25 protein-coding genes and 1 pseudogene are annotated in these 26124 nt (G+C 42.6%); 14 read left to right on the top strand and 12 right to left on the bottom strand.

Annotated elements, in window-relative coordinates; all coding sequences use genetic code 11:
• Positions 1–26: 26 nt before the first annotated feature.
• From thiL to A7985_RS15605, 3 genes are read left to right on the top strand one after another with little or no spacing between them, the layout of a single operon-like run.
• Positions 27–992: a thiamine-phosphate kinase gene (gene thiL, locus A7985_RS15615; protein WP_065791384.1), complete on the top strand. Its 966-nt coding sequence runs from the start codon at positions 27–29 to the stop codon at positions 990–992.
• A gap of 8 nt (positions 993–1000) precedes the next feature.
• Positions 1001–1486, top strand: coding sequence for a phosphatidylglycerophosphatase A family protein (locus tag A7985_RS15610; protein WP_065791383.1), 486 nt, complete (start codon positions 1001–1003; stop codon positions 1484–1486).
• 26 nt (positions 1487–1512) lie between these two features.
• Positions 1513–4590 carry a ligand-binding sensor domain-containing diguanylate cyclase gene (locus tag A7985_RS15605; RefSeq protein ID WP_065791382.1) on the top strand — a complete coding sequence of 1026 codons (3078 nt, stop codon included), beginning with the start codon at positions 1513–1515 and terminating at the stop codon, positions 4588–4590.
• A 51-nt stretch (positions 4591–4641) separates the two neighbouring features.
• Here the strand turns inward: A7985_RS15605 and A7985_RS15600 are convergent, their stop codons facing one another.
• Both A7985_RS15600 and A7985_RS15595 read right to left on the bottom strand, forming a co-directional pair.
• Complete coding sequence (locus A7985_RS15600; protein WP_065791381.1) at positions 4642–4869, bottom strand: hypothetical protein; 228 nt, start codon at positions 4867–4869, stop codon at positions 4642–4644.
• A 188-nt stretch (positions 4870–5057) separates the two neighbouring features.
• On the bottom strand, positions 5058–5852 hold the full coding sequence (locus tag A7985_RS15595) for a substrate-binding periplasmic protein (RefSeq protein ID WP_247684814.1): 795 nt from the start codon (positions 5850–5852) through the stop codon (positions 5058–5060).
• 228 nt (positions 5853–6080) lie between these two features.
• On the opposite strand from A7985_RS15595, the gene A7985_RS15590 reads away from it, so the two are divergent.
• The gene (locus tag A7985_RS15590) at positions 6081–7058 is read left to right on the top strand and encodes an FHA domain-containing protein (RefSeq protein WP_065791380.1); all 978 of its coding nucleotides are present in this window, start codon (positions 6081–6083) and stop codon (positions 7056–7058) included.
• Positions 7059–7144: 86 nt separating this feature from the next.
• Positions 7145–8029, top strand: a complete 885-nt coding sequence (locus A7985_RS15585; RefSeq protein WP_141685384.1) for a M61 family metallopeptidase — start codon at positions 7145–7147, stop codon at positions 8027–8029.
• 15 nt (positions 8030–8044) lie between these two features.
• On the opposite strand, the gene phaC is transcribed toward A7985_RS15585, so the two are convergent.
• From phaC to A7985_RS15570, 3 genes are all read right to left on the bottom strand, one after another.
• Positions 8045–9814, bottom strand: coding sequence for a class I poly(R)-hydroxyalkanoic acid synthase (gene phaC / locus A7985_RS15580; RefSeq protein WP_065791379.1), 1770 nt, complete (start codon positions 9812–9814; stop codon positions 8045–8047).
• Between the two features lie 241 nt (positions 9815–10055).
• Positions 10056–10400: a phasin family protein gene (locus A7985_RS15575; protein ID WP_063355347.1), complete on the bottom strand. Its 345-nt coding sequence runs from the start codon at positions 10398–10400 to the stop codon at positions 10056–10058.
• Between the two features lie 93 nt (positions 10401–10493).
• On the bottom strand, positions 10494–11243 hold the full coding sequence (locus tag A7985_RS15570; protein WP_065791378.1) for an SDR family oxidoreductase: 750 nt from the start codon (positions 11241–11243) through the stop codon (positions 10494–10496).
• Between the two features lie 518 nt (positions 11244–11761).
• Between A7985_RS15570 and A7985_RS15565 the strand changes: the two genes are divergently transcribed.
• Positions 11762–12148, top strand: a complete 387-nt coding sequence (locus A7985_RS15565; protein WP_081310600.1) for a rhodanese-like domain-containing protein — start codon at positions 11762–11764, stop codon at positions 12146–12148.
• 19 nt (positions 12149–12167) lie between these two features.
• Here A7985_RS15565 and A7985_RS15560 read toward each other — a convergent pair whose 3' ends face one another.
• A complete protein-coding gene (locus A7985_RS15560; protein WP_065791377.1) occupies positions 12168–13211 on the bottom strand; it encodes an alkene reductase in 1044 nt (347 codons plus the stop codon).
• A 128-nt stretch (positions 13212–13339) separates the two neighbouring features.
• Here A7985_RS15560 and A7985_RS15555 point away from each other — a divergent pair, with 128 nt between their 5' ends.
• Positions 13340–13921: a TetR/AcrR family transcriptional regulator gene (locus A7985_RS15555; RefSeq protein WP_065791376.1), complete on the top strand. Its 582-nt coding sequence runs from the start codon at positions 13340–13342 to the stop codon at positions 13919–13921.
• Positions 13922–14124: 203 nt separating this feature from the next.
• Positions 14125–14994: a winged helix-turn-helix domain-containing protein gene (locus A7985_RS15550; protein ID WP_065791375.1), complete on the top strand. Its 870-nt coding sequence runs from the start codon at positions 14125–14127 to the stop codon at positions 14992–14994.
• 182 nt (positions 14995–15176) lie between these two features.
• Here A7985_RS15550 and A7985_RS15545 read toward each other — a convergent pair whose 3' ends face one another.
• Both A7985_RS15545 and A7985_RS15540 read right to left on the bottom strand, forming a co-directional pair.
• Entirely contained in the window at positions 15177–15989 is an 813-nt protein-coding gene (locus A7985_RS15545; protein WP_065791374.1) for a methyltransferase domain-containing protein, read from the bottom strand.
• A 5-nt stretch (positions 15990–15994) separates the two neighbouring features.
• Positions 15995–16750, bottom strand: a complete 756-nt coding sequence (locus tag A7985_RS15540) for a Nif3-like dinuclear metal center hexameric protein (protein WP_065791373.1) — start codon at positions 16748–16750, stop codon at positions 15995–15997.
• Positions 16751–16922: 172 nt separating this feature from the next.
• Between A7985_RS15540 and A7985_RS15535 the strand changes: the two genes are divergently transcribed.
• Entirely contained in the window at positions 16923–17390 is a 468-nt protein-coding gene (locus A7985_RS15535; protein ID WP_065791372.1) for a VOC family protein, read from the top strand.
• Between the two features lie 47 nt (positions 17391–17437).
• Here the strand turns inward: A7985_RS15535 and yghU are convergent, their stop codons facing one another.
• A complete protein-coding gene (yghU, locus tag A7985_RS15530) occupies positions 17438–18307 on the bottom strand; it encodes a glutathione-dependent disulfide-bond oxidoreductase (RefSeq protein WP_065791371.1) in 870 nt (289 codons plus the stop codon).
• A 438-nt stretch (positions 18308–18745) separates the two neighbouring features.
• Between yghU and A7985_RS26535 the strand changes: the two genes are divergently transcribed.
• From A7985_RS26535 to A7985_RS15520, 3 genes are read left to right on the top strand one after another with little or no spacing between them, the layout of a single operon-like run.
• Positions 18746–18904, top strand: coding sequence for a hypothetical protein (locus tag A7985_RS26535; protein WP_176716757.1), 159 nt, complete (start codon positions 18746–18748; stop codon positions 18902–18904).
• 22 nt (positions 18905–18926) lie between these two features.
• Positions 18927–19187, top strand: a complete 261-nt coding sequence (locus A7985_RS15525) for a hypothetical protein (RefSeq protein WP_141685383.1) — start codon at positions 18927–18929, stop codon at positions 19185–19187.
• Between the two features lie 48 nt (positions 19188–19235).
• A complete protein-coding gene (locus A7985_RS15520; RefSeq protein WP_065791369.1) occupies positions 19236–21893 on the top strand; it encodes a glycosyl hydrolase family 18 protein in 2658 nt (885 codons plus the stop codon).
• 57 nt (positions 21894–21950) lie between these two features.
• Here A7985_RS15520 and A7985_RS15515 read toward each other — a convergent pair whose 3' ends face one another.
• Positions 21951–22643, bottom strand: a complete 693-nt coding sequence (locus tag A7985_RS15515; protein WP_065791368.1) for an XRE family transcriptional regulator — start codon at positions 22641–22643, stop codon at positions 21951–21953.
• A gap of 260 nt (positions 22644–22903) precedes the next feature.
• Here A7985_RS15515 and A7985_RS15510 point away from each other — a divergent pair, with 260 nt between their 5' ends.
• Positions 22904–23242: a helix-turn-helix domain-containing protein gene (locus A7985_RS15510; protein ID WP_247684815.1), complete on the top strand. Its 339-nt coding sequence runs from the start codon at positions 22904–22906 to the stop codon at positions 23240–23242.
• A 417-nt stretch (positions 23243–23659) separates the two neighbouring features.
• On the top strand, positions 23660–24439 hold the full coding sequence (locus tag A7985_RS15505) for a hypothetical protein (protein WP_065791367.1): 780 nt from the start codon (positions 23660–23662) through the stop codon (positions 24437–24439).
• 64 nt (positions 24440–24503) lie between these two features.
• Here A7985_RS15505 and lipA read toward each other — a convergent pair whose 3' ends face one another.
• Together lipA and lipB are read right to left on the bottom strand one after the other, a co-directional pair.
• Positions 24504–25469: a lipoyl synthase gene (gene lipA / locus A7985_RS15500; RefSeq protein ID WP_065791366.1), complete on the bottom strand. Its 966-nt coding sequence runs from the start codon at positions 25467–25469 to the stop codon at positions 24504–24506.
• Positions 25466–26117 (bottom strand): annotated as a pseudogene (gene lipB / locus A7985_RS15495) (lipoyl(octanoyl) transferase LipB). The gene lipA and the pseudogene lipB overlap by 4 nt, the downstream one beginning before the upstream one ends.
• Between the last annotated feature and the right edge of the window lie 7 nt (positions 26118–26124).

Below are 26124 nucleotides of genomic sequence, written 5' to 3'. Positions count from 1 at the left end.
CCGGCATTGGCCGGCTTTTTTAATGTATGAAGGAATTTGAGTTAATAAATCATTACTTCAAAGGTCGTGGCATTACGCGTCGTGATGTGGCCATTGGCATTGGTGATGATTGTGCTGTTGTTGAAGTCCCTGAAAACTGTCAATTAGCAGTCACCACTGACACCTTAGTAGAAGGTGTTCATTTTTTTCCTGATATCCCACCTAGAGCATTAGGGCACCGTGTCCTTGCAGTCAACTTAAGTGATCTGGCGGCAATGGGCGCTGAGCCTACTTGGGTCTCGATTGGCCTGACTTTACCCGATGTGAATATGACTTGGCTAGAGCAGTTTACAGAAGGGATGCATGAAATTGCAGAGTACTATAATGTGCAATTAATCGGAGGAGACACAACTCAAGGACCTTTAACGATTACTATTTGTGCAAAGGGAATCATTCCCAAAGGCAAAGCGTTAACCCGTTCCGGCGCAAATGTAGGTGATTGGATCTATCTAACTGGGCAGGTGGGTGACGCTGCACTGGCTATCGAGTCTAGAAAGCGAGGGATCGAATTATCGCCTGAGCAAGCCAAACGTGTGACGGAAAAACTTCACTATCCAAAGCCACATGTCGCAGCGGGGCAAGTGCTCCGAGGGTTGGCGACAGCGTGTATTGATGTCTCAGATGGGTTATTGGCAGATTTACAGCATATATTAAATCACTCGACGGTTGGCGCTGACATTGATGTTGCCAGTGTACCAATCTCAGATGATTTAAAGTCTATTGAAGACCAAGCGCTTATTGATATGCTGAGCCTGTCTTATGGAGATGACTATCAGTTACTATTTACGGTCAATGACAGTAATCGTAGCGCAGTTGAAGCGCGTTTGAGCCAGTATGGTGTCGAAGCGAAATGTATTGGTCAAGTAACCAGTAATGTTGGCAATATTGAGCTGCTTAAGCATGGTGAAAAGTATATTTTGCCTGAGCAAATTGGATATGAACATTTTAATTAGGAGCGAGTTTGAATAAGCCGTTGAAGTTCAATCTCAAACGCCCACATCAATTTTTTGCGTTGGGTTTTGGTACTGGTTTGGCGCCAAAGGCACCGGGTACTGTGGGTACGTTAGCAGCGTTGCCTTTTATTTTTGCAACTATGACGTTACCCGTTTGGTTTCAAATTAGTTTAGCTATCCTAATGACTGTATTTGGCGTGTGGATTTGTGGAAAAACTGCGCGTGATGTTGACGTTCATGATCACCCAGCCATAGTATGGGACGAAGTAGTCGGTTTTTATATCACCATGATAGGTGCAGCGATCAGCTGGCAGTCGCTCCTTGTGGGGTTTGCTTTGTTCCGCTTTTTTGATATTGCAAAGCCCGGACCGATTAGAATGCTAGATAAAAAGCTGCATGGTGGTCGAGGTATAATGGCAGACGATGTACTTGCAGGTATATTTTCATTAATTTGTATCCAGGCTTTGTTTAAAACAGGTGTCCTTGGCGGCTAAAAGAACGTTTGAGTAAGAGGGAGTCTATGCACAAGTTTTTTCTACTGTTAGTTATGCTGATCGCAACCAATGTGTATGGTGCGATTAACGACTATGTTGTAAAGCAGTGGAATATGCAAAATGATTTGCCATCGCAAAGTATTAAAAGTGTGGTGCAAGATCAGCAAGGTTATATTTGGTTGGGAACCCAGTTTGGTCTGAGTCGCTTTGATGGCCACCAGTTTGTGAATTACAACACACAAAATAGCAACTTCTTGGTGAGCAATGCGATTAATAAGCTGCTTGTTGATCGCTTTGGTATGCTTTGGGTGGGTACACGCCGCGGCGTGTTGCGCATTGATCCGCAAACAATGAAAGCGCAACAGTTTAAGATCCAAGCGGATGTCAAAGATATCATCGAAGACACTCGGGGCAATATTTGGGTGGCCGCTAACGGATTGTATTACATCTCAGCCAAGCGACTGATGTTGGACAAAAACAATTTAGATGACAGCAAGCTTTCTCTTACTCATATTAGCCAAATCGTCGGCGCAGTGACAAAAATGGCCCCATCTCCCGATGGGATCTGGCTTGTAAATGAACGCCATCTTTTACGCATTGGTGAAGCACAATCTGTTGGCTCAAATGGCATGAGGCTAGAGCTTTCAAGTAAAATCTCCCTACCAAGGCAATTGGCTCAAACGAATATTCATGACTTAGCATGGGTAGATGGCAAGCTGTATTTGGCGTCTCAGATCGGTGCATTTTTTTTAGACTTCGATGAAGTATTAAGGCGCTTTGATGAGATTGGAAACAGTGCAGTTTACAAGTTTTTAAGTGATGACCAAGGTGGTTTGTGGATCTCGACATATGGCCGCTTGCTTTACAAAGAAAGCGGTGGTGAGTGGCAGTCAGTAGATTTGGTGCAATTGGATCAAGGAATTTGGTTTACAGACTTATTTATAGACAAGAGTGACAATGTATGGCTTGCAAGCATCAATGAGGGGCTATGGTTGGCTCATGCTGGGCGAGTTGAGCGATTTCAAGCAGGTCTGAGAGGGAAGCAGGCCATTTCAGCGATGACAATGGGGCCCAAAGGGAATGTGTGGGTTGCGACCCGCGAAGGCGTAGGGATGCTAGATCAAGATGATAACTATCAGCCCATTATTACACCAGCTCAATTGAAAGGCGTTGAAGTCCACGATATGGAATTTTTGGATGACCGTTTATACCTTGGCACAGGCCGGGGTGTGGTTATCTATGATAATGGCCGGCTACTTGCTATACCGAATCGAGAATTCCGCCAAACGCAAGTCTTTACAATTAGTCCATCCAATCAAGGTGGTCTTTGGATCGGTACTGGCAGGGGATTATATCGGCTTGACTACAATGGCTTAACACCTTTTACCTATAATGCATTTTTAGGCAGCCAATTTGTCACCTACGTCGTCGATTTCCCTAGGTTTGGATTCATTGGCACAGATAAAGGTGCGTATAAGTACAATGAACGGGGCATTGAAAAAATTGGCGGGCAAACCTCTTTAGAGTCTGCCTATGTTACCAGCATTTTGCATGTTGATACCTACACGACTTTAGTTGGTACTTTTTACGACGGCCTTTACTACCGAACTGCAACTGGCGACTGGTATCAATTGGATGCTTCCCATGGGTTACCTTATGGCCCTATTTTGTCTCTTCACTACGACAAGAAACAAAATTTTATCTGGGTGAGTTCAATGAAAGGTGTCTATCGTATGTCGATAGAGCAGTTCACCAGCGAAATAGAGAACCTAAAAGTTGAACAAGTCATTAACCCGTTTGATCGACAATTGGATGGCATGCCCAGCCAGTGTTGTACTGGGCTAGGACATGATTCCGTTGTTGAAGTGGATGATGTGCTGCTATATCCGAGCTTGCAGGGCGTCGTACGTATCCCTAAAAGCGTTAAGTTATTTAGTGACAGTGAACTTGAGCCGCGCTTTGAAGGGATCACCACACCCAGTAGAGAGCTTACCCCAAATAAAATCATTGAAAATATTACATTAGATACTAATGAACGGGACTTGACGATTCGCTACACAGCAATCGATTTCTATGCACCGCAAAGTATCGAATTTCGCTATAAACTTGAAGGGCATGACGATCAGTGGAGAGATGCACTGGCGCGTAGAGAGGCAATATATACGAATTTGCCGCCAGGTGAGTTTACTTTTAAGTTGGAGGTCAAACGTCGCGGCGAAGATTGGCAAGAAGCCCATTTGAAAACGGTAAAGCTGACTCTGCCACGCCGTTTTGACGAAACTGTATTCTTTAGGCTCATTATTACCTGTGGATTTATCTTCCTATTTTATCTTGTATTTTGGGTATTCCGAGCACAAGAAAGGAGAAAGCAGGCCGCATTAGAAGCACTGGTTACAGAGCGTACCACTGAACTTAGAAAAGCCAATGAGAAGTTAAATAAAGTCAACACGCAGCTTAAATTGGTGAGTCACTCTGACGAATTAACTGGATTAAAAAGTAGGCGCTTCTTGTTTGACCAATTGCCTAAGGATATCGAGCATTATCAAAGAAATGCACAGTCCTTGCGAGAGCAAGGAAAGAGCCTTGTATTGATGATCCTCAATATTGATAAATTTAGTAAAGTAAATGATGCGAATGGACCAATTGGTGGCGATAGTTGTTTGCAACAGCTTGCGACTTTGCTTAACACCCGAACGCAAGGTTCAGATTATGTTGCCAGATGGAGTGGCGATGAATTCCTTCTTTTGCTGCGAGACTTCCAATGTAATGATGTAGACGAGTACGTTAAAGACCTCTGTAAGGCAATAGGCGAATTTGATTTTACATTGCCTAATGGCAGAGCGACAAACATGACAGTGTCTGTAGGCTGGTCATTCTATCCACTACAAATGCTTGGTGGGCACGTAATTGGGTGGGAAGCATCTGTTAATTTAGCTGATATTGCATTGCATCAGGTGAAGCGCAGTGGTGGTGACGGTGCTGCGACAGTGATATTTGATGATGAGCTAGATGCATTTGAGTTCGAGCATAGTCAGAATGTTGAATCTCAATTGCAACTTTTACAATCCAATGGCTTGGCTGAGATTAAAGTTTGGATGCGATAAAGTGAGAAGGCTTCGGCCTTTCTCACATTTTAAAAGTGACTGTAGGCAGCTTTAACACTTACAGGTCACTAGGGTCACTAGCACGCAATCGAGATCTTTAGTATGACAATCCCCAACTTCAGAGACAGGGCAGACTTCTTTTGATAATCGGCATTTGTTTGACATACAGCCACCTGCGGTGAGGTCGAAGCCTCCTGCTACTTTGGGCGTGTGGTTAAATTGAAGCGTGTTGATGTTGCTAAGGTTTTTAAGCTTGTTCTTTTTCAGTAAAAGTTTCATTGACTTTCCTTATAAATAAAATGAGCAATATATCCTTGCTCTCACTTAAATATTAAAGTACGCACTCACGTCTCGCTTGATATATTAAGACAATTAAATCGCGACTATGAGTGAATACAGACTCAAATCTTGATTGAGTAACTTAATACTATTTGCTTAGTTTTGGAGCGTCAACTAGGCAATGTAAATCAACGGGCACTTTTTCTCTGTACGGTTTGGAGTGCTTTATTCATCTTTTCAATAAAGTCTAATTTGTAAGGGAATCTATCCCCATTTTCCTTAGTGTAACCAATATGAGCTGTGCGAGTGAGGACAACCCGGTCCTCTCTGAATTGACTAATATCTAATGTCTTAAATTCTGATTGCAAAGACTCAATGCCCATTTGAGTAGATAATCTATCATTCAAGTAACAGTCGAGACGGTTTTTCGCCAGCTTTCTTATATTCGAAGTGGTGTCTTTATTTTCCCAGATCTTTATTAGGCCTTTTTGCCTCGCGCTGGCAAGTTCATCATCCAGAATTAAAAACCCTGCATTAATACCAATATTAATAGGTCTAGAGCTCGGCTTACGACCAAGAATATTGTCCAATGTCACGCCTTCATTGCAAAATGCGACGACCGCTTCTTCACCCAAAGACACTGAATATGGCCAGATATATGGGCGCTTATCCTTGTGAATGTATGGGGGCATTAGTGCAAATGCTTCGCCACTTTCCATTGCAGCGACGCCTCTTTTCCATGGTATAGCTTCGAGTGTGACTTGATAGTGATCGGAGAGTTGCCGTGCGGCTAATTTCACTTGTTCAACATAAATACCATATAAGTAACCATTGCTAACATACGAATAGGGTGGGTAACTGTCATCAACTAAAATGGTTACTCTAGGCTTGGCGTCTATGTGTCTTTGAGCAGCGTGCAAGCTAGGGCATGTCATCGCAATGAGAAAGTTAAGTATCAAAAACTGACGCAATAAAGCATGCATAATGATGATCAATTGATGGGAGTCATTGATAACTTTAGGCAATTATAAAGCAGATTGCCAGAGTTACCGGGATTCGTTGTTATTTCAGGCTGTTGGGTAAACTTTCAACTCTGTAATAAGGCGTAATTTATTTGCGAAGCATTAGTAGCTAGAATGAACCTATAAGATAGTCTAAAAAGACACTACGCGATACGAGTGTCTTATAGAGAAATTGAAGCAAGGTGATTTATGGCAAAGCTCAGAGTAAAGGATAGTACAGAAGTTATTTATCTTAAGGCGTTTCATCGCTTTGGTAGACTGACTTATTCTGTCGATACGCAAGTTAGCGGCGTAGAAATATCTCGTATCCACGCTGTGATTGAGCACAATGGTGATAACTGGGAGCTTAGAGACCTTAGTAAGAATGGCGTTTGGATGAACGGGCAGCGGATTGCGTATAATCAGGCAATCGCACTTAAAGTGGATGACGAAATTACATTTTCGGAAATGCACCCGCAAACATTTATCGTCGATTCTACCTCGCCGCCTAAAGACCTTTTGATACCCTCCAATAAAGAACAGCCCGACGACGTTATTTCTCTTGAAAAGTATCACTTCCTTCCTTCAGAAAGTGACCCTGAAATCGTTGTTTTCTATGATAATGAAAAGATGTGTTGGTGTTATGAGCATCTAGAGTCAGGAAAAATCGTTGCTTTGACAGACAGCGACAACTTTTGTGTAGCCAATGAGTTATGGTATTTATTCCAAGTTGAGGCTGGTTCCCAAGAAGCAACGATGCCGATTGATAATGCGCACCAATCGAGTTTGGAGTTTTTATTTGATATTAGCTTGGATGAAGAGATAACCGAGCTGAAGGTCAACCACAATGGTGCCTCGCTCGACTTTGATATCCGAACACATCACTACTTAACTGCATTGCTTGCTAGATATAAGGCGCGTGATGAGGCTGCGGTAGATGAAGAGCAAGAGAGGGGATGGGTTTCAGTATCACAACTGTCAAAGGATTTGGGGATCAGCGAAAGCCATATTAATATTCAAATCCATCGCGCCCGAAAGCAGTTTGTTGATTTGGTGGACGATAAAAGTTTAGCCGAAAAAATTATTGAACGTAAAAGGGGCAGAGTAAGATTTGGTGGTAGACACTTTACCATTAAAAAAGGGGCGCATACTGAAGCTTCTTACGATGGTTTGCAAGTAGCTCATTAAACAGAAAACATGGCATGTATATCGAATGAAAGATATGCATGCTTAACTTGGTCTATTGTTTTGCGTTTAACCTGCCGAGGATGCAAATGACCAAACAGGGAATATTATTTCATAGTCTGGCTGTGCTAGTGTGCATACTGATATCCCCCCTATCCGTGTTTAGTCGTGAGGTGATTGTTGATTTTGACAGCCAGCCATTAAGTTCAAAGCAGCAAGCTGTTGTATCACAGTGGCTAAATTACGGCTTACATGCAGTCGCAAACACACTCGGACCAATATCTCAAAAATCCGTACCCATCAAAATTACTGCGACCTCAGCCAGCGAACCTGTCCCATGGGGGCAAGTTGTGAGAGGCAAAATCGATGGGATTGAAATGCGAATAGGTCAGTTTAACCATTTAGAAGAGTTAAAGTCTGATTGGACGCTTTATCATGAGCTATCACATTTATACCATCCCTTATTCGCATATCGAGATTTTTGGTTGGCGGAAGGATTAGCGACCTACTTTCAAAATATCGTAATGTTGCAAAATGCAATTTATAGCCAAGAGGAGTTTGTGGCTCGTATGCGGGCTGGCCTAGAAAGAGGAAAAGCGGCTACACGCACTCATATTGGACGATTGGACAAGGTATCACTGAATATGTGGCGTTTACGCGCATACCAGCGCGTTTATTGGACGGGAGCGGCATTTTTTATTGAAGCAGATGCTTTACTGAAAAAGTCAGGGTCTCGCTACAATGTTGCTCAGCTGTTGGCTCAGTACCAAACATGTTGTCGGGCGAAAGAAAGTGAGGGGGCATCTTATAGTGCGAGAGAGTTTGTCACAAGGTTAGACAGTCTATCGGGTAAAAAGATATTTTTACCTTTGTACGAGCGCTATAGAACCACCAAGCACTTTCCCGAAATAGACGATGAGCAACTTGCGTTGCTCATCAATGTGTATCCTCAGATTGGCCAGAGCCTGCAATAAAGCGATGGGTAAAACTTATAGCCTAGCTTTTACATACTCCCCAGGTGCGTCATAAATTCCTGGATTCGCTTTGGTTTTAATTGCTCTGGCTGGCACTTTTTCTTCAGTAAATTGCGTTATCCACTTGCCCCAGTGAGGCCACCAAGAGCCTTTACTATGATCAGCCTTTTCAAGCCAAGCATTGGCTTCCCCTTCTGGGCTTGGACCACTCCAATAGCCATACTTGTTCGCTTTAGGCGGGTTTATCACCCCTGCAATGTGTCCTGACTCCCCAAGCACAAAAGTGGTTTTAGAGCTCGTAAATTGGAAGCCTTTAAATGTTGCTTGCCAAAGAGCAATATGGTCATCTCTGGTAGACAGTGCGTAAATAGGTTGTTTGACCTTGGACAAGTCAATTTTAGTACCACGGACGTCTACTTCTTTGGTTTCGATCAAACGATTTTCTAAGTAGAGATCTCTGAGCATAAAGTTATGACACTTAGCTGTCAGGTTAGTGCTATCGCCATTCCAATATAGTAGGTCTAAATCCATTGGAGGCTGACCTTTTAGGTAATTGTTGACGTAGTAGTTCCAGTATAAGCTGTTTTCTCTGAGCATACTGAATGATACGCCAAGCAGATGCCCATGCATTACGCCATTTTGTTTATTATACGCCTCTAGGGCTGAAACTGTCCCTTCGTTGACAAAGACCCCGAGTTCTCCGGGCTGTGAAAAATCGAGCAATGTTGTTAACAGCGTTGCGCTTTTAATTTTTTGCTTCATGCGCTTGGATGTGAAGTAGGCCATCGCGGTGGCAACCAATGTTCCTGCAATGCAGTAGCCGATTGCGTTAACGTATGCTTCGCCAGTGAGCTTTTCGATTTCGTCTAGTGCGGCGATAACACCATCAACCACATAATCTTCAAACCCGACTTCTGACATACTTGGATCTGGGTTTTTCCAAGACATCATAAAGACAGTGTGGCCGTTGTCTACGGCCCATTTAACATAGGAATTCTCTTCTTTTAAATCGAGAATGTAGTACTTGTTTACATATGGCGGCACAAACAACAGCGGTGTTTTGTATACGTCTTTGGTTGTCGCTTTGTATTGAATCAGCTCAAACAAGTGATTTTGAAAAACGACTCTCCCTGGTGTTGTTGCTAAGTCTTTTCCTAACTCATAAGCATTTTCATTGGTCATGCTTATCCTTAGCATGTCACCACTTTTTGCCATGTCTTTCTTAAATAGCTCTAAGCCATTGATGAGGTTTTGCCCTTCCGACTCTATAGTTAGCTTCAATAACTCTGGATTTGTGGTGATAAAATTACTTGGAGAAATAGAGTTAATGACTTGTCTGGCAAAAAACTCCAGACGTTCTTTTAGTTTTTCATCGAGCCCAGGTGTTTGGCGGATTGACTCGAGTAATGACTGGCCAAATAGTAGATAGCTCTGTTTTATGTAGCTAAACCAAGGGTTTTCTTGCCACTCACTGGCCAAAAAGCGTTTGTCACCTCGTTCAGTAGAGATAACTTCTTCTGAGGAAGCGTTAATACTTTGCTCCCAAGTTTGCTGAACAATTTTAAGTTGCTCTTGCCACCAGTTTAACTGTTGTTTTGCGAATAACTCTGGTTGCTTGGTAATTTCTTGAGCCCATTGGCCAAAATCTTCGGCACTTTGCTCGTTGAGTGCTTTTTGTACAGGGCTGTTTTTAAATAAATTGCTGGAAAAAATGTTGTAGAGATCTTGATTATACTGCCACCAAGCGGTCATGGTCTGAGTAAAATCTTTATTGTCGATATCCATTTTTTGCTTCCTAGTCTTAGGTGTGACAGGTTAGTTGTCGCTTCGAAAAGCAAAGTCAAATGTGTCCTTGTGTAAAACTTGGTAATTTATATTGCTCAAACTAGAGTTTAAAAATGACCTGTCTAATAAATTGCTTAAAGTTAATGTTTACTCGCACGGGCATGCATTAATCTAATGTCACGGTGTTACCAAGTTGTATGTCAGCCCAGCACAATAAATATTGACTAGGCTGCTGAATGCATTAAGCTTTTGCTGCTTTAACGCTTTCTTTTGAAATGGTCTCTAGGTTGTCTTTAAAATCCTGCCCTAGTTGAGTTAGTTTTTGACCATCTTCGATAAGCTGTTGGCTTAGTTTGTTCACAGCGCTTAGCTGGCTAGCATTGAAGTCGATGAAAGACTTTACATCTTTCACTTCAGCCGCAGTTTTTAGTTGCTCTACAGAAGTTTCAGTGAAAGAGTGCGCAGCATCCAGTTGGATCTTCGCTAATTGCTCAATATTCTTAGCAACTAATTGATTGAACTGAATTGCTGGAGAGAAAAACTTTTCGCTTTGCTCAGTGATTGATTTGAAAAAGTCGTTGTACATGGCTTGCTTCCTATTGAGAGTTATTCCGTTAAAAAATGCAAATTCCACCTACTGCAGAAAAGCGTACTTTTCTAAATGGAGTCACTGTGTTTACTAATTCATATACAGGCCGCCATTTAAGGCTATGGTTTCACCTGTAATATACGCCGCACCTTCAGATGCAAGGAAAGTTACTGTCTGAGCAACTTCCAAAGGCGTTGCAAGTCTCTGCATTGGCACTTGCGCTTTAATACTTTCAAGCACGTCTTCACGCATCTTGGCAACCATTGGTGTCTCGGTATATCCAGGTGCAACTACGTTAACCGTGACTCCTGCTCTAGCACCTTCATATGCTAAAGACTTGCTAAAGCCTATCATGCCGGCTTTTGCCGCAGCGTAGTTAGCCTGACCGAATTGACCTTTCTGACCGTTTACACTGGAGATATTGATGATGCGGCCTGACTTATTGGCACACATGTGTGCAAACAGCGGTTGTGTCATGTTAAACATGGAGTTGAGGTTAGTATCTATGACTTCACGCCATTGCTGAACATTCATTTTCTTGAAAGAAGAGTCGCGCGTTATCCCTGCATTATTAACCAATACGTCGACTCTACCGTGCTTCTCAATTACAGACTCTACACCGTTTAGGCAAGCTTCGGCGTCGGTAACGTCAAGAAACAGCGGCTCCACTAGATTTGGATTGATATTAGATTCATTGCACCATCTGTCGAAGTCTGACTCATTTCTTCGCGTGCTTGCAACAGCGACAACGAGATAATGTTGTTCGACTAATTGTTGGACAATGGCTGTTCCTATACCACCTAGGGCGCCTGTAACAACTGCTATTTTTGTATTTTCCATATGTGCTTTTCCGAACATGTAGTGGCAAAACTACTGGACTACTAAGCCACAAATAACTAGAGCACTCAGTGCTCATGTAGGGTTGAAACTAACGCTATTGTTCATGCCTTTTATGACGAAATAATAACCAATTTGTTTAATATAAAAGACAAAGTATCATTATTTTGTATGTGTTTTAGGCACTTCGCGTTTAACTCGCTCATTAGCTAAAAAAGAGTCTAGTACTTTAGAGTAAAAACTCAAATTTTAGTTTCTAACAAATACAAGACTAAGATTTGTAAGCCCTAACGCGCGTGCAATAAGTAATAGTCTTAATCTGTAATTTCGGTATTAGACTAATGGATAGTAGACGGAGTGATAAGTTGGTTTTTGATTTTAACTGTATGTATTTTAAGTTTTTATTTGTTTCTTTGGCGTGCTTTTAAAAGTGAAAACTGGACTTGAATATTTTGCGAGTACGGTTGAGATGAATTAAAGTAAGAGTCACGATGATATCAAATGTATTGAGGCGTGTTTGAATGCAACAACTTATCAACTTTTTATTTGTTGGGTTATTTTTAATCGTGTCACATTCGACGCTGGCTGCAACACCAGTTATTTCTGCACACGAGCTAATAATAAATCAAATGTCTGATAGTGAGTTTAAAATTATCGATGTAAGAACGCCGGAAGAATATGCTTCTGGGCATATTAAAGGGGCCATCAATATTCCTTACGACCAAATAGAAGCGCAAACAGCAGTATTACAAAAGTTGAAGCCTTACACGTTGGTCGTTTATTGCCGTTCCGGTAGAAGGGCCCGCATATTTGAAGATATTTTGCTGCAAAGAGGATTTGACCTAAAACACCTTGATGGTGATTTTCTCGCGTGGAAAGCAGCTCAATTACCACTTATTTCGAAGTAATTGAGCATGAGGGTAGGGATTAATAGAGCGTGGAGAGCATTTCTTCACTGTAAGGCGTTAATGTTTGGTTGTTTTTTACCTTCGTTACATAATCTGGATTAGCAATGAAGGGTCGGCCAATTGCTAATAAATCAAAGCGCTTGTCCTCAATTGCTTGTTCACCAGAGGCAGCGGTGAAACCGCCATTCCCAACAAGTGTTTGGTTATAACGTGCTCGGACATAATCTGAAGCACGTCCACCTAAATGTTCGAACTGCATCTCATCATCAAAGATCCCAATATGTAAATAGGCGAGGTGTCGCTTTTCCAATTCCGGCAATAAATAATCAAAGACTGCTTTGTCTTTAACATCTGGTGCCATATTGAAATAAGCGCCCGGAGAGATACGTAAGGCCGTTCTTTCATTGCCAATACGCGCGGCTATCGCGTCCACGACCTCCAGTGCGAAACGGCTCATATTTTCAGGGGATTGACCATACTGATCAGTGCGTTTGTTACTGTCATAATGTAAAAACTGGTCGATGAGGTAGCCATTTGCACCATGGATCTCAACACCATCAAAACCTGCGTCAATGGCGTTCGCAGCGGCTTGTGCGTAATCGATAATAAGCTGTTGAATTTGTTCCGGTGAAGCCGGAGTAGGGGTAATGTAAGTAAGTTCTCGCATACGTGGCACAGTGCCCTCCACCGTTTCTGCACTGGGCGCAAGCACCTCGTCACCACCATAAAAGTGTGGGTGAGCAACACGACCTGTGTGCCATAACTGAGCAAAAATCTTACCCCCTTTTTCATGTACAGCGTTTGTAACTTTTCTCCAACCATCGATTTGCGCTGGGCTGAACAGCCCTGGTGTGTTGGGGTATCCTTGGCCATCCGGTCGAATGATTGTTGCTTCCGAAATAATGAGTCCAGAATCTGCTCGACGTGCATAATATTGTGCCATTTCTGCTGTGGGCACTAAATTGTCATCCGCCATACACCGTGTTAATGGAGCCATCAATAGTTTGTTTTGCATGGTTATCAAGCTGTTTAAGCGATAAGGTTGAAGTAATCTTTTTGTCATGGGGTTCTAGCTCGTTAATTTGAATGTTCATTCAAGATATATATATTTGAACGATCATTCAACCCCTATTTTGAACATTTATTCAAAATTGTTTAAAATGAAATTCTATTACGTTAATTGGACAAGATATGAGAAGTGCTGAATTTGACCGTGAGCAAGTCTTGAGAGCGGCAATGAATGCTTTTATGGAAAAAGGCTACAACAAAACCAGTATGCAAGATCTTAAGCGGGCTACAAACTTACACCCGGGCTCTATCTACTGTGCTTTCGAAAATAAAAAAGGCTTGCTGTTAGCGGCACTGGAACAATATAACCAAGATAGAACGGCAGAATTAAAAGACATATTTGCAGCGCAAAGTAGTGCAATAGGTGGACTAAAGGCTTATTTAGACAGCATTGTATCTGAGTGTGTAAGTGGTGATCCAACCCAAACATGCTTGAGCCAAAAAGCCATTAATGAAATTGCGCAACAAGATGAAGAGGCGCAGGGCGTGTTGAGCAATCAATGCAAACTCTGGCAAAGCTTCATGTGTGATGTATTTACGCAAATGGAGCGAGAGGGCTCGTTAGAAGGCGAGCGCTCTGCCGAGCAAAGGGCACAAAGTCTGATTGTAGGCATATATGGACTAAGAACGTATTCACAGGCACAAAAGGAACCAAAGGTGATTTCTGATATCGCTCATCAGCTGCTCATTGATGTGTGCAGATAAGCGATGAGTGATCGTTGCTCGACGCGATTCTTTATAAAACCAGTTTAATGTACTGGCTATTGAAAGGTTCCATATAAGGTACGATGTCTTTGCTTTTTCCATTAGACATTATTACTAAGTTATAGGGGTAGCTCTGTTGCTGAGTTTGGTATAGTCTATTAATTCTTTTAGTTATTAGTAAATTAAATGGAAATGGCTGTGATATGGAGTATCGATTTTCTAATGTAACTTTAAATGCGAAGACACAAACACTAGACGTACAAGATAAAAAAGTAGTGCTTGAAGAACGCGTATTTAATTTGCTTTTGTACTTGTTGGATACTCGCCCAAAAGTATGTAACCAACAAGAGTTAGTCGCATTTCTCTGGCCTGATTCTGTTGTTTCACCATGGTCGTTACCTCGGCTGGTCTCTGACACTCGCAGTTTGTTGCATCGTCTAGGCGTTGAGCAAGATGTGATTGTGACAGTGCGAGGCCAAGGCTATAAATTTAATCCCGAATTGAAAGTCTTTCAGCAGAGCGTCGAAGATGACACACAGCTCAATATCGAATTGTTGAGTGCAGAGCATCGCTCAGATGGCGCGCATTTAAAATTTTGGATTGGTGTAACGCTCCTAATGTGCTCTGTGTGTATTTGGTTGATCATCAATCACTCTTTCGAACATTTAGAAGAGAGAGAATTTAAAGCAAGCGAGCCGCTAGACGCAATAGGTAGGATCCTGTGGGTCGATGATAACCCAGTTAATAACAAAAAAGAGCAAGGGTACTTTTTAAAGCATAAAATTGGCGTGTATAACACAACGTCGACCCAAGAAGCGCTGCTATTACTGAGTATGTACGAATATAATGTCGTTATTTCTGATATGGGCAGACAAGGAGAACCGCTTGCTGGATTGAAGTTGTTACGGGCGATGCGCTCAAGGGGGGATGATACACCATTTTATGTATACACTTGGGTTGAATCAGAAAACCAAAACCATGTGATAAAAGCGGCTGGTGGCCAAGGGGTAGCGACAAAAAAGTTGGATTTATATGAGCTAGTATTACTGCATTTTCATAATGAAATCCTATAAATAACCCTTTTTAAGTTTATGATATATATGCTTTTCAATTTAAATCAAAGGGATTCAAGGGACATATTCGTGCAGCTATGGCAACGTGGAGTTGCTGCTCTCTTTCAGCACATGTCCTGGCCTTAACGGTTGTACTGTGGTGGGTATAATTTGTTAAGGCCATTTTTTTATTGCCGCGCGCTCTAAAGACGTTTATGGTCAAGTAGAAGGTGTGTATAGCGTCCAATCGAAGCGTAAGGCTCAGTGCGGTTATATTTTAGTTCCATATCCAATAAAGCGTTAAATTGGCTTTCAGCCTTATCCAGTTCGCGAAGGTAATCATGGAAGCACCTTACACCGGTTTTACTAATTTGATTCAAATCCAGTTCTTGCAGCCATTTATCAACCAGATGACTCTCTAGAGGTTGATTGGGGCTTAATCCCACCTTTTGTTTCACCTTTAGGCCATTGGCAACATAATCAAAGTTACCATAGACCATGTTGGCCAATCTTTGTGCTGATTTATTGAAGTACATCAACGACAAAATGCCTTCAGGCGCGAGTGAAGAGCGTAAAATACTGAGTGCAGATTGCTGGTCTACAACCCATTCTAGGACGGCATGGCAAAGGACTAAATCAAATTGTCCCAAGTCTAATTCAGGAATGGCTTGTAAAGGTGCATGTATGAAAACCATGGACTGTGAAACGTCGGCGTTTACTGCCCGTTCACGAGCCAACCCCAGCATTTCTTCTGAGACATCTATCAAAGTAACTAGGTGCCCTTGAAGTGCAAGGTACAGGGCAAGTTGACCTTGCCCTCCACCTACATCAAGCACGCGAAGTGCCCTTTTAGGTTTTATTGTTGCTAAGGCTTCATCTAAATCCCTTTGAAGTACTGCTTCACGTATTTTTCCTTTAGTTGTGCCATAGATGTTGTTTTTAAACTTACCAGCGATATCACTAAAGTTACGATCTCGGGGGGTGGTGACTACACGCTGCTTTTTCTTCTTAGACATACTTTTTATACAGGGTTATGAATATCAATAAACTCGACATCTAAGTCGTACTTATCAGCTAGGTACTCGCCCAATGCTTTGACGCCATATCGTTCTGTTGCATGGTGTCCCGCTGCAAAAAAATGAATACCTTGCTCAGTTGAGCTGTGAATTGTTTGTTCAGAGGCTTCACCCGTTAAATAAGCGTCTATTCCTTGGCTGGCTGCAAGGTCTATAAAGCTTTGACCTCCTCCGGTGCACCAAGCTATCGTTTTAATCTCATGGTCGCCCGCTTTATTTACCAAGGGTTTTCTATCAAGTTTCTGCTCAATTAAAGCCGAAAACTCATCCACCGACATCGGGGTTTTTAGTTTGCCTTTTACAGCAACGCTATTTTTGTTCCAAGGCTCAAGTGGGCGCTCTACGGTCAGGTTAAGTAATTCACCAAGCTGCGCATTGTTGCCAAGTTCAGGGTGGACATCCAGTGGCAAATGATAGGCTAATAGATTAATGTCATGTTCAAGTAGGCGCTTAATTCTGCGTTGCTTCATGCCTGTGATTGTTTGGTCTTCACCTTTCCAAAAGTAACCGTGATGAACCAATATAGCATCAGCTTGTTTATCAATGGCTGCGTCAATGAGCGCTTGGCTAGCAGTAACCCCAGTGACCACTTTTTTTATCTCGTCTTTGCCTTCAACTTGCAGTCCATTTGGACAATAGTCATTTATCTGGAAGGGCTTAAGTAATTCAGTTAATTGATTGACTAGTTTTTTACGCTGCATGTTGCTACCTAGATATGATAAAAACGCATAGTTTAGCGTGTTTTATAGGGAAAAAAAGAGAGCAACTCTGATTCTGGCAAAGAAGTTTACTTTATTAGAGGCGCGCAGAAGTTTGTACTTTGGTATTTATCGGCTAATTTTAGTTACAGTCTTATAAATCAAGGTACTAATTATGAGTGTAAAAGCGATACCGGAAGGATACCACTCTTTGACTCCGTATTTGATAGTTGATGGCGCAGCGGATGCTATTCACTTTTATCAAAAAGCATTTGATGCCCAGCTTGTAATGCAAATGAATCTACCCAACGGCCGTATAGCGCATGCGGAAATTAAGGTTGGAAACTCGCACTTGATGATCAGTGATGAATGCCCAGATATGCATTTTAAAGGCCCTAAGCAACTAGGTGGAACTGCGGTAAGCTTGATGCACTATGTAGAAGATGTCGATACGGTTTTTGCACAGGCTCTAGCAATGGGGGCTAAAGAGTTGAAAGCGGTAGAAAACCAGTTTTATGGGGATCGAGCTGGTACTTTGGAAGACCCATATGGTCATGTTTGGACGATTGGAACACATATTGAAGATCTCAGTGAGCTAGAGTTACAAGAGCGTATGAGTGAGTTTATGTCAAAGCAGTCATAGCATTCCAAGGGCCAGAGAAATTGGCCCTCGATGACGCGGTATAGAACCTACTCTGTGATCAGTTTATCTTGAGTTTTAAGCTCAAAATCACTACTGTGATGGCGTTGGTGCAGCTGTTCATGGGGTTCACCCCAAGTTTTATTCACGATGCAACCACGTTTGACTGCAGGTCTAGCAGAGATATCTCGACTCCACCTCAATACATTAGTGTACTCATTGACACCCAAAAACTCTGCGGCGTCATATAAACGGCCTTCAACGAGTTGTCCGTACCAAGGCCAAATGGCCATATCTGCAATGGTATAAGTGTCACCACACATGAACTTATTGTTCGCAAGGTGGTTGTTTAGTACATCTAGCTGACGCTTTACTTCCATGGTATAGCGATCAATGGGGTATTCGAACTTTTCAGGGGCATAGGCATAAAAGTGACCAAACCCACCGCCCAAAATAGGGGCTGAGCCCATTTGCCAGAAAAGCCAATTGAGGCATTCAGTTTTGGTCATGGTATCTTTTGGCAAGAATGTTGCGAATTTATCAGCGAGATAAAGCAAAATTGAACCTGACTCAAAGACCCTTAAGGGAGGATTTTGAGACAAGTCAATTAGGGCTGGAATTTTCGAGTTAGGATTAGCTTGAGTAAAGCCACTGGAAAACTGCTCTCCTTCCATAATATCAATTGTGTATGCATCATAATTGGCCTCTGATATCCCCGCTTCAATCAGCTCCTCTAATAAAATAGTCACTTTGATGCCATTTGGTGTCGCGAGTGAATAGAGTTGTAGAGAGTGCTCACCTTGAGGGAGAGGTTGTTCAAATCTTGAACCTGATGTGGGTCGATTAATATTGGCAAATTTACCACCATTGCCTTCTTTCCATTGCCATACTTTATCTGGTGAATAGGTTTGATTAGACATGCTGATTCCTTTGGTAAAAGTGGAGTTATTACTAAGTCTTGTGGTGAATAGACCGAGGATGTAACTAAATACACTCAAGACGACTGCTCAAAAATAGTCGAGCCCTTTATTCAAACGCGGAGTTGAGCTGACCCACAGATAAAAGTAGGTGAATAAAAATAATGCCCTATGACGAATTTAGCTGAGTTATCACGACACGCTTAGCTTGATTTTTTATCGGTTGTATTGCCCCAACTTTCAATTCGAGAGAAAGAAAATAAATCAGTTTTTCATTTAATTGGCGTTTGGTTTTAAATCAACAAAAGACAACTGCACTCAAGTTTTGTAATAAATTTGTACCCATATTGTAACAATTTAAGTTGTTTTTTTAGAAGTATTAGGTACATTGGTGTTGATGTTTAGGCGTTTTTTGTCAATTAATTTGAGGGATATCGAAATATGCTTCGAGCCAAAATTCTTTTTTTCATGTCACTGATACTAGGCTCTACCTTCTTTTTGCATGCAAGTGACAGCGCTGTCTCGGTGACTGGTGCTGGTCAAAATGCAAAAGAACACAGGCGCATTGCTGGCTTGTGGCACGATGTAAATAGTAAATAACAGCAACTTCGCGAATGGGCATTTGATCGTATCGCAACAAGGGCGAGAAGTTTTTACAGCCCACTATCTAGAGTTTAAGGGGATCCCCTTTGTGGAGCATGGAAGTGGTATTAGAGAAAAAGACACCATTACCATCAAAGTTCAGGTAACTCAGCAAATTCCGGGTTGGACTACGCAAGGTGTGCACACATTGACACTTTCTGAAGATGGTCAGTACTTAGTAGGAGAATACTTTTCAGGGGGAGAAAAGGGCCCTTTGAAATTTAAAAAAGCGGGTAAGTAATTACCTAAACAACAGTAAAAATAACAATAACATGTAGAAGGAATTCTAATGAGAAATGCGAACAACAAGGTTTTCAGCCATGTTAAGAAAGCCTTAATATTTGCAGGTTTAGTTGCCTCTACTCAAACTTTGGCGGCACTACCAGGGGCCCCTAAGTTAGAGTGGATGGTTGAAAAGCACAGTTTGGTGACAATTACTGATTCACTTGCATATAAAGATGTTGTGGTCGCACCGAGTGTTGAGGTCGCAGTACCATGGTCCAAATGGACGGGCGAACCTGGAGAAACGGTTAATATTTTATTGAATGGTAAAGTTGTTCACAGCCGAGTTTTAACAGACGTTGGCAGCTCACAGTCAGGTGTAGAGACTTTAACTTTTGATAGAGGTGGAAAATTCAAACTGGCGGTACAACTGTGTAATGTCAATGGTTGCACGCAGAGTACCAATTCAAAGACCTTAATTGTCGCTGATACAGCGGGAACTCATTTAGAGCCATTAGCTATGAAAGTGAACGATCCTCGGTTTCCAATCGAAATGACCAACCGGTCATACGTCAATACAACAGGTAAGATGGTCGCGGCATACGCCGCAGAGTGGTCAATATACCGTGTGGAAGGTATGGACTATTACATAGATAATATTCCAGCTGAAAATTTAACGCATATCTTCTATGGATTTGTGGCAATAACTGGCCCTAACGATTCCTTTAAAACAGAGAACCCAACTGGTTACAACACATTCCAAAAAGTCACCGCAGGATTAAGTGATTTTGAATTGGCGCCACCCGATCCATGGGCGGCGTATATGAAACCGATAGGTGATCAGGTCAATCAAGATGCGGTCAAAGGCAACTATGGTCAAATGATGGCGTTAAAGCAGCGATATCCAGATCTTAAAATTATCCCTTCTATTGGGGGCTGGACGCTATCAGATCCATTCTACTTTATGGCAGATGACGCCAAGCGTAAAACGTTTGTTGAGTCGTGTCGTAAATTCTTGAGAACATGGCAGTTCTGGGACGGTATCGATATTGATTGGGAGTTTCCAGGAGTCGCTGCCGCCAATCCTAACTTAGGATCACCGAGCGACGGTGCAACTTACATCAAATTAATGCGCGAGCTACGCACCATGCTCGATGAGGAGGAAGCGCGCACAGGACGAACGTATGAACTGACCTCTGCTATCAATGTTGGTTATGATAAGTTAGAGAAAGTAAATTACGGCGAAGCCATCAAGTATATGGATTACATCCTAATGATGTCTTATGACTACTTTGGGGCTTGGGATTTGGCAGGGCTTGGTCACCAAACAGCGGTCTATCCATCAGATTTTAAACCGTCTGATAAGCGTACCACTCACTACAACTTGAAAACGGGTATTGATTTGTTAAAAGCGCAAGGTGTACCTGGAAACAAACTTGTGGCTGGTGTGGCAATGTACGGTCGAGGTTGGACGGGTGTTGACTATATGCCCGGGACACACCACATGCAAGGTAAGGCTACAGGCCCGTCGGCGCCAACGGATGCCTTTAAACTAGAGCCTGGGACGCTTATGTATGCCAATATTGCGCAGTGGGCAAAGCACCCAGATTGGGAATCTCATTATGACACTGTTGCACAGGCTGCTTATATTTATCGCCCAAGTACCGGAGATTTAATCTCATATGATGATCAGAGGTCTATTACAGCCAAAGGACAGCTTGTTCAAAAAGAAGGCTTGGGTGGCATGTTTGGTTGGGAAATTGATACTGACAATGGCGATATTTTAAACTGGATGCATGAGTCGCTGGGCCACCCTCAAGTCGATGGTGCTAACCGTGCACCTGTCGTTAACGCGGGTGTGGATCAAAGTGTATTGTCAGGTTCTGTGGTTCAGCTAGCTGCAACAGCAATTGATGCGGATAAAGACGCACTGACTTATCAGTGGCAACAAGTATCTGGGCCAGCCGTTATCTTGGGGGTTGCGACGAATTTAGACGCTGAGTTTGTTGCGCCTGATGTAGTCGGTGAGGCAACGGTCATGCTACGTTTTAGTGCCATTGATGGCAAAGGCGGTCGCACTAGCGATGAAGTACAAATCATCGTGACAGATAGCAAAGTTAATACGCCACCTGTTGTCAACGCAGGTGCCGATCAGCAAGTTGAGTCTGCTGCAAGCAAAGTTGTTTTAGATGGCAGTAACACAACAGATGCAGATGGCGACACTTTGACGTACAGCTGGGTACAAGTCTCAGGTTCGACAGTGACAATATCAGCGTCAGATTCAGTCAAAGCAATCTTTATTGCTCCTTCCGTGAATCAAGCAGAGCAGTTAGTCTTTCGATTAAGCGTGTCAGACAATGGTGTAGATACCTACAGCGATACAGTTGTTGTTACTGTGACGCCAAAAGGGACTGATGGCCACCTTGTATATGATGCGAGTGCTGTGTACAACACAGGTGATAAAGTGAGCCACTTTGACCAAGAGGTCAAACAGACACTGATTTGGGAGGCAAAATATTGGGTATCAGGTGTCGAACCGACGCGTTTTGCTGATGCCTGGAAATTGTTAAGCCAAGCAGAGTTTCCTTGGCATGTGAGTGTAGCATACGATACAGGGACTGAAGTATCTTATTGTGATTCGGTAAACCAATGTGCGCGTTACAAAGCGTTGTGGTGGACTAAAGGAGATGAGCCTGGCAACAGCAGTGCTTGGCAAAAGCTGTAATTGAATAATCGCCTAAGTGGGCGTGATACCCACTTAGGCTGCTTTTCAAAAGACTATTTAAGTTAGATCTTTACCTATCCAAACAACCTTACCAATAATCTCTAGCTGTTCCATTTCATCAGGTTTAACCACTTGCTCCACATACTCTTTGTTATCGCTGATTAACCTGACAGAGCCATCTAAATACTGTTGCAGGCGTTTTGCGTATAGCTCTTCGCCCAAACGAACGACATAAATCAGCCCTTCGCTGAGCTTCTTATCTGAAAGATCGACCAGAATCGTATTGTTATTATGGATTGTCGGTTCCATTGAGTCGCCTTTAGCAAAAACAACGGCCAGTTCACTCTTCTCTAGGTTTTTATATTCCAGCCACTTTCTTCTAAACGCGAGGTGCCTTGCTATTTGCGTATGACCATTGAAAGCGCCATGGCCTGTACTAACTGACACGTGATAACCAGGCACAAGTACAAAGGCTTCGTTAAATTCTTCTAGTTTAACTATCGGGTGCATCGACGCAGGCGAGTCTGCAGTTGCGATATCTTCATCGCCCGTTATAAGCCAAAGCAAACTCACATCTGCTTCTTCTGCTATACGTTCTACAATACTCAGTTTAGGGTCTTCGCCTTTCAAGATTCGACGTAATGTGCCCTCAGATACATCAATTTTTGACGCAAACGCTCTGATGCTGTGTGGTTTTATAGCATGTTCTACCCGTAAGGATAAGCTATTTAAGGTATTTGATCCGTCCATATATGGTTTCTAAGTCCTACATTACATCTTATTACGCAGTAATAGGTGCATTATAAAGCGCTTTAAAAATAAACTCAATGCAATTTTTTACGCAAAAAAAGGTCACTTTTAGGTTGTTGTGCGTAAAAAGTTGATCTATAATTCTTAAAAAATTACGCATACTGATGCTTTTAGATTCAGGATGTATTAACAGCAGTGGGTTATAACGTTTAACAGTAGTCACTTTAATTCACTTGCGTAATAAAATAAGGAAAGTGGAAATGGCCAAACAATCAATCTTTAATACCCAGATGAAAGTAAGACTGTCTCAAAACTTGGTAGCAGCTCAGCAAAGCTCTGATGAAAGAGAAGGGTCAAGCGAACGTGTTCGCACCCCCAAAGGTGCGCAATTACTTAAGTACGCACGCAAATGCAGGGGGTTCACGCAAGCTGAATCAGCAGCTTGTTATGGAATTGAAGAGCGTACGCTCAGGCGCTGGGAAAATAATGAATATAACCCTCGTTGGAATGATGTGATTTCACTTATTGAAGATGTCTATTTGATGAATATAACCCAAGCTATCGATGGTGTGCGTAATAACCCTGAGCTGGCTGCGTAATTTTTTGAGCAACGTAAATGTCATGTACAGTATTCAATTTATTACGCACTGCAGATGGTGCGTAATAAACAAGTGAGATATATCAGGCAACAAAGTGAATTTTTGCGATTCACACAAACAATGCCTCACTTGATATCTCAGTTTCAGTTATCTTTATCAAAGTTTTGAATAGGAGATTATCGGCTTTATTTTGGGAGCAATGAGAAAGCATTATGGGCGGTTGAGGAATCGTGATTAAAAATTCCAACTTGTCTATAACTTGATGAATTACATAGATACCCTGCGATGGTTTGGGTAATGCATGTGATTAAACATGACTTTTGCAGGTACCAGAGTTGTTTGTTAGCTTTTTTGCCAATGACCAGCGTCAATTGCTGCTCGGTATTGTTATTACACTCACTGCGAAAGGAAATTGATATGAACTATTCAAGAATGTTTTTTTTAGCTGCTCTATTTTCAAACTCCAGTCTACATGCGTCAGAGCAAATCATCATCGATACAGATGGATTTGAGCGCGTAACACATTATGCCTACGGTCCAGTGCAATCAGCGACCATTACCAGTGAGCGGGCTCATACGTTGTCTCTCAGCGTACGTTTACGAGACACCCAGAATGATTGTCAATTTGCTAATGTGTATTCGAGCAAAACTTATTCACACTTGAGTGGATTACGAGTTTCGGTGGATGCTAATGACCCAAAAAATTTAACCCTGGAATCTGATCTAAATGATGAGTCTGTATTGCAAGAACCTAAATCAGTGCATATAAATTGTACGGATTCGCAAGGTGTTGATTATAAGGTACAGGTAAACATACCAGGCGCGCCCGTAGTTGATTGGCAAATCTCTTTGGAGCCAGCAGGAGAGTTCATTCACCAACCTTACTCTTTTGGCTATCACTCTGCATATGAAATAAAAAGCTTACTCAAGGTGAATAATCAAAACACACAGTCTTACTGTACAACCTTGGCTAACCGAGGGGTATCTCTTGGCTTGTTTAATGGCGAGGACAGAAAAGGGCCATTTCATTCAGACGTTTTTGTGAAAAGTGATATGATCGTAAATCATGCACAGCCTGTACTTTATCAGATCATTGAGTGCGAAAATGCTGCTGGTAAAACGATGGTTGTCAAAGTGTTTAACTTAACCAACCCAAACCTTATTCATACTTGGGAAGATCAGCTCATTATTAAATAGCAGTTCCAAAAAGCCAAAAGCAAACCCAATGGGCTTGCTTTTGGGATTGAGAGCGGCTAAAAGGTTATTTTACCTCTTTACCCGCTGCTTGCTGGTCAGCGTGGTAGCTCGAACGCACAAATGGACCACAAGCGGCATGAGAGAAGCCAATCTCATCGGCATACTCTTTTAATGCGTCAAACTCGGCTGGTGGCACATAACGCTTTACCGGTAAGTGGTGTTTGGAAGGCGCAAGGTATTGGCCTACGGTCAACATATCAACGTTGTGTTCGCGCAAGTCTCTTAACACTTCTTCAATCTCAGAGATCTCTTCACCTAAGCCTACCATCAACCCGGATTTAGTCTTCACTTCTGGGTGCGCTTCTTTAAAGCGGCGAAGCAACTCTAGTGACCATTTATAGTCTGCACCCGGACGCGCAAGCTTATAAAGTCTTGGCGCTGTTTCTAGGTTGTGGTTGAAGACGTCTGGTGGTGTCTCGGTTAAGATCTCAAGTGCGCGATCCATACGGCCACGGAAGTCTGGCACAAGGATTTCAATAGTGATCCCTGGGTTGTGCTTACGGATCTCTCTGATACAGTCCGCAAAATGCTGTGCTCCGCCATCACGCAGATCGTCTCGGTCTACTGATGTGATCACAACATATTTCAGCTTCATATCTTTAATAGTCAGTGCTAGCTTTTCTGGCTCCGCAGCATCTGGTTTTAACGGTCTGCCGTGCGCTACGTCACAGAATGGGCAACGACGAGTGCATATCGCACCTAATATCATAAATGTGGCTGTACCGTGATTGAAGCACTCCGATAAGTTTGGACAAGATGCTTCTTCACATACTGAATGGAGGCCATGTTTTCTCATGGCACTTTTTATCCCTTCAATTCGCTCGCTTGATTTAGGCAGACGGATTTTAAGCCACTCAGGCTTACGCAGCATTTGCTCGCGCTCAGTTGGTAGGACTTTTACCGGGATTAATGCCATTTTTTCGGCATCACGCAGCTTTACACCCGGTTCCATTTTGACTGGCTTACTCATTCGTTCTCAAACCCTTCAGTGTGTACAACATGCTCGGCGTTTATTCGCTTAAGCATATGTTTTATTAGCCCTTGGCCTGCTTGTTCAAGCGAGGCTGGACCATTAATTTCGCTCGTTTGGACCATTTGCATACCTGCGTACCCACAAGGGTTGATTCGCAGAAATGGGCTCAGATCCATATTAACGTTAAGTGCTAGCCCATGAAATGAGCAGCCTCTTCTAACTCTTAGACCCAGAGAAGCAACTTTGCAATCATCTACGTAAACCCCTGGTGCATCTGGCTTCGCATAGGCATTGATGTTGTATTCTTGCAAAGCGTCGATGATGGTTTCTTCAAGCCAAGTAACAAGCTCACGAACACCAATCTTTAAGCGACGCAAGTTAAATAACACATACATCATTTGTTGGCCCGGCATGATAGGTGACTTGGCCTCCACGGTCGACTTTAACAACTGGAATATCTCCCGGTGCAAGCAGGTGCTCTGACTTGCCCGCTTGACCTTGTGTAAAGACCGGCTCGTGTTCGACTAACCAGATTTCATCGGCGTCAGACTCATCACGTTGGTCAGTGAATGCCTGCATTTTTTGCCAGATTGGCTCATAATTTTGCCGCCCAAGTTGGCGAATGATGACGCTATGGTTGCTCATGGACTTC

It is taken from the genome of Pseudoalteromonas luteoviolacea (assembly GCF_001696455.1).
Taxonomy (GTDB): domain Bacteria; phylum Pseudomonadota; class Gammaproteobacteria; order Enterobacterales; family Alteromonadaceae; genus Pseudoalteromonas; species Pseudoalteromonas luteoviolacea_C.
The sequence above is the reverse complement of the archived record's forward strand: the minus strand, read 5'-3'. Positions and strand labels throughout refer to the sequence as shown.